General features: G+C 69.1%; 3 protein-coding genes. 2 read left to right on the top strand and 1 reads right to left on the bottom strand.

Annotated features, from left to right (window positions below; translation table 11 throughout):
• Positions 1-248: 248 nt before the first annotated feature.
• Complete coding sequence (locus LzC2_RS20460) at positions 249-1,607, top strand: 3-dehydroquinate synthase (RefSeq protein WP_171189884.1); 1,359 nt, start codon at positions 249-251, stop codon at positions 1,605-1,607.
• A gap of 23 nt (positions 1,608-1,630) precedes the next feature.
• Positions 1,631-2,431 (top strand): hypothetical protein, encoded by an 801-nt coding sequence (locus tag LzC2_RS20455; protein ID WP_171189883.1) that lies wholly within the window; start codon positions 1,631-1,633, stop codon positions 2,429-2,431.
• A 144-nt stretch (positions 2,432-2,575) separates the two neighbouring features.
• On the opposite strand, the gene LzC2_RS20450 is transcribed toward LzC2_RS20455, so the two are convergent.
• Positions 2,576-4,078, bottom strand: coding sequence for a sulfatase (locus tag LzC2_RS20450; RefSeq protein ID WP_171189882.1), 1,503 nt, complete (start codon positions 4,076-4,078; stop codon positions 2,576-2,578).
• Positions 4,079-4,204 lie beyond the last annotated feature (126 nt).

Below are 4,204 nucleotides of genomic sequence, written 5' to 3'. Positions count from 1 at the left end.
GCTGTGCGGGGGACGCGGGGCGAGTCGCCGCGGCGACGCCCCGCCGCCCGGCATTCGAGGAATCGCCCGTAGACCTCCGCGGATCGTCCTTTAGGGTTGTGCGTTCCCCCGGCTCGCCCCCGGTCCCGGCTTGCCTCCCCGGTCGTCGTTCGTCCGCCGTGCCTGATTCCCCTCCCCCGCCGCCGGCTTCCCGCACGACCGCCCCCGCGGCGGCGTCGGCCGAGGACCGCGCGATGGCGGACCGCGCAATGGAGGACCGCACGGCGGATCGGTTCGACGTGTCGTTCTCCGTCCCGCTCGTCCATCGCGTGCGGTTCACTCGGGACGCCTTGGGGTCGGATGCGAACGAGCTGGCCGCTCTGTTGCTGCGGGACGAGGACGTGCTGAGTAACGAGGACGGAGGCGAGCGCGAGAGCCGGGCGACGCCCAAGGCGCAGGTGTGGGTCGATGCGTCCCTCGCCGACGGCGTGCCGGGCCTGACGGACCGCTTGGACGAACTGCTGGCCGACTGGGACGCCGCGGGCCTCGCGGAGCCGGCCGGGTCGTTCCGCTTGGTCGGCGGGGAGGCGTGCAAGAACGACCCGAAGCACGTCGATCGCATCCTCGCCGCGATCAACGACGCGGATCTGGACCGCCGCAGCTATCTGATCGTGATCGGCGGCGGGGCGGTGTTGGACGCCGTCGGGTACGCCGCGGCGATCGCCCACCGGGGAGTTCGCCTGATCCGTCTGCCCAGCACCACGTTGGCTCAGGGCGACAGCGGCGTGGGCGTCAAAAACGCGGTCAATCGCTTTCAAAAAAAGAATTGGCAGGGCACGTTCGCGGCGCCGTGGGCCGTGGTGAACGACGCCCGGTTGTTAGAAACCCTGCCGGACCGTGATTTCCGGGCGGGGTTCAGCGAGTGCGTGAAGGTCTCCCTGCTGAAAAGCCCCGCGGACTTCGCCGATCTCTGCGAGCGAGCCGGCGATATTAAACAGCGCGCTTTCGACGCCTACTGGCCGGCGTTGAAAGCGAGTTGTCTGTGGCACCTCAAACATATCACTGCCGGCGGCGATCCGTTCGAGGCGTTGGAAGCCCGGCCGCTGGACTTCGGTCATTGGAGCGCCCATCGGTTGGAGCCGCTCAGCGGATACGTCGTGCGGCACGGCGAAGCCGTCGGTCTGGGCGTGGCGCTGGACGTTTTATATTCCGCCGCGGTGCACGGCCTCTCGACGGCCGACGCGGACCGGGCACTGGACTGCCTCGCGGCGCTGGGCCTGCCCCTGTGGCATCCGCTGCTGGGCGACGCCGATCGCTTGATGCAAGGGTTGGAGGAGTTCCGCCAGCATCTCGGCGGGCGATTGACCGTCACGCTGTTAAACGGCGTGGGCGCTCCGCTGAACGTGCATGAGATCGACGAACCGGCGATGCGGCAGGCGTTGCGGTCGCTGCAAGCGGCGGCGAAGCGCCGCGGGGCGACCTGGGAGGCGTTCTTTCAAGACCTCGGCCAGCCGGTCCCCGCCCCCCGCCAAGCCGCGGGCGCCCGATCGTTGGGTTTGGGGGAGAGCCGGAATCCCGCTCGCTCCAAGGGCCGCTCCGTCGTGCCCCCCGGCTCCCTGGTGCAGTAACCACTGATTTTATGAGCGATGCGATGAGCGGCCCCGCCCCCTCGCCGGAGCGGCTCTCCGCGCTGCGTCCCCTGCTGGCGGCGTTGAGCGAATTAAAACGCACCCGGGTCGCGCTGGGCGATCCCACGGGCACGTTCCCGTCGGATCGCTTTCGCGGGGCGTGGGCGATGCTGCTGGAGGGTCACGACCCGACGGCGGTGGCGCTGTCGGAGACCGCCGCCGCGGTCGCCGCCGCCCGGCTGGGGGCGATCGACGCCCGCGTGCTCTCCGACGCGGGCCTGGACGAACCGAGCGTCGCCGACGTGCTGCGGCGCTCGATCGCCCACTGGGCCGACGCGATCCCCGATCCGCTGCCGACCGCCCTGGCCGCCGCCGCCGGCGACCTGCCGCTGGCCGACGAGGCGACCGCCGGCCGGTTGGAGGATTTATTCGACGAGGAGACCCCCGGACCGTTTGCGGAGACCCTCGATCGCCTCGCCGACGCCCCATGCTTCGACGGACGCGGAAGCCAGGCGGACCGTTCGTATCTCGTCGCGGTCTCCGCCGTGCTGCTGGCGCCGCTGTATAAAGCGGACATGGGGACCGTGTTCCTCACGGCGCTGTCGCAGCGCCTGCATCACGCCTACCTCCCGGACGCCGGCCCGACCGGCGAGGCGGTCTTGGGCGAGCATCGGGAGGCGATCCTCAAGACGTTCACGCAGCGCGGCCTCGACGCCCTGCCGCGGCCGTTGGCGGAGGAGGTGACGGAAGCCCGCGATCAAGCGAGCGGAGACACGCCCGACGGGCGTTGCCTCCGCGCCGCGGAGGCGTCCGACGGGGACTGACGGCAAACCGTTCAGAGGGGGCCGCGTTGAGCCGTAGCGGCGGCATCCTGCCGCCGTCCGCAAGCGCAGCGAGCGGGAGTCCTGGAGACGCTGCGTCGAGAGTCGGCGGCTGGAAGCCGCCGCTACGAGAAGCTGCGGTTCGCTTTAACGTTCCAGCACCGGGCCGGGGCCGTCGACGGAGCCGGTGAAGTTCGGGTTGGCGGTCGGCATGTTCGCTTTGACGTCCTTCCGCCACGCCGACAGCAGTGCCCGCAGTTCGTCGGCCTTCTTGGGGTTCGAGGCGGCGAGGTCGCGGGTCTCGGACGGATCGGAATACAGATCGTATAGCTCGACGACGCCGTTCTCGTAGCGCTGGATCAGCTTCCAATTACCGTATCGCACGGCACCGCCGGGACGACCGCCTTGGTTGGAGAAGTGCGGGTAGTGCCAGAACAGCGGCCGCGGCAGCTCCTCGGGAGCGTTGGGGGACTCGATGAGGTCGGCGAGGCTCTCCCCGTCTCGCAAATCGACGTCTTCCATGCCGACGGCGTGCAGGAAGGTGGGACGCAGATCGTTCGAGATCACCGGCACGTCGCAGGTCTCGCCGTTCGCCACGCCCGGACCGGCGAAGATCAGCGGTTCACGGATGCCGCCCTCGTACAGCCAGCCCTTGCCGTGACGCAGCGGAGCGTTCGTGGTGGCGGGAGTCTTCGGTCCCTCGGAGACGGCCAGACCGCCGTTGTCGCTGAAGAACACGACCAGCGTATTATCGAGTTCGCCGGCGTCCTCCACGGACTTCACCACCGTCCCGACGAGGTCGTCCATGCTCTCGACCATCGCCGCATACACGGGATTATTTTGAACGGGGATGCCCGGGTTGCCGTTGCGGCCGTTTCCCCCGTTGCCGTCCGTGCGGTCGTAGCGGGGGTCGGTCTTCGCCAATCGCTCTAGTTTCGCTTCGTATTTGGCGATGACGTCCGCCTTGGCCTGAATCGGCGTATGAACCTGATAGGTGGCGACGCAGAGGAACCAGGGGGCGTCCTCTTTGGACGATTCCGTGACGAAACCCGCCGCTTTCTTCGCCAGCAGATCGGTGATGTATTGCCCCTCGAACTCCCCTTCGAGACCCTGCACCCGCTTTTGCCACCCCGGCCAGAAGAAGTTGCCCGGGTTGCCGTTCGCCCCGCCGGCGACGTTGACGTCGAAGCCCTGGTCGGTCGGCAGGAAGCCTTCTCCGCCGAGGTGCCACTTGCCCATAAAGCCGGTGCGATAGCCGGCCGCTTTGAGCTCCTCCGCGACCGTCACCTGTTCGAGCGGCAGTTCGTTCAGATATTCCGCCCAGCGAATCGGGGAATCCTGCGGTTGCCGGCGCCCTTTGAGCCAGTCCGTCAGCGGCAGCCGGGCCGGATAGTTGCCGGTATAGACGCTGGCCCGCGTGGGGCTGCACACCGGGCAGGCGGCGTAGGCGTCGGTGAACCGCACGCCGCGGGCGGCAAGGGCGTCGATGTGCGGCGTTTCATAAAACTCCGAGCCGTAACAACCGAGATCCCGCTGACCCAGATCGTCCGCGAAGACGAACAGAATATTGGGTCGCTCGTCGCCGAGGGCGTCGGGGGCGAACCCGACGGCGAGAAGCAGGGCGGTCAGCAGCGGGGCGGCGCGGCGCATCGGCGGGATTCCAAGGTTCGAGGGCGACCGTGATCTTCGCCCCTCGGCCCGCCTGTCGCCACCGACCGCCGGCGCCGCCCCCGGGCACGCGGCGAATGCGGTATCCTGCGGCCGTTCTCCCCGCGC

Source organism: Alienimonas chondri (genome assembly GCF_013036045.1).
GTDB classification, from domain to species: Bacteria; Planctomycetota; Planctomycetia; order Planctomycetales; family Planctomycetaceae; genus Alienimonas; species Alienimonas chondri.
Note: the sequence above shows the minus strand (reverse complement) of the source record. Positions and strands in the feature narration are given on the sequence as shown.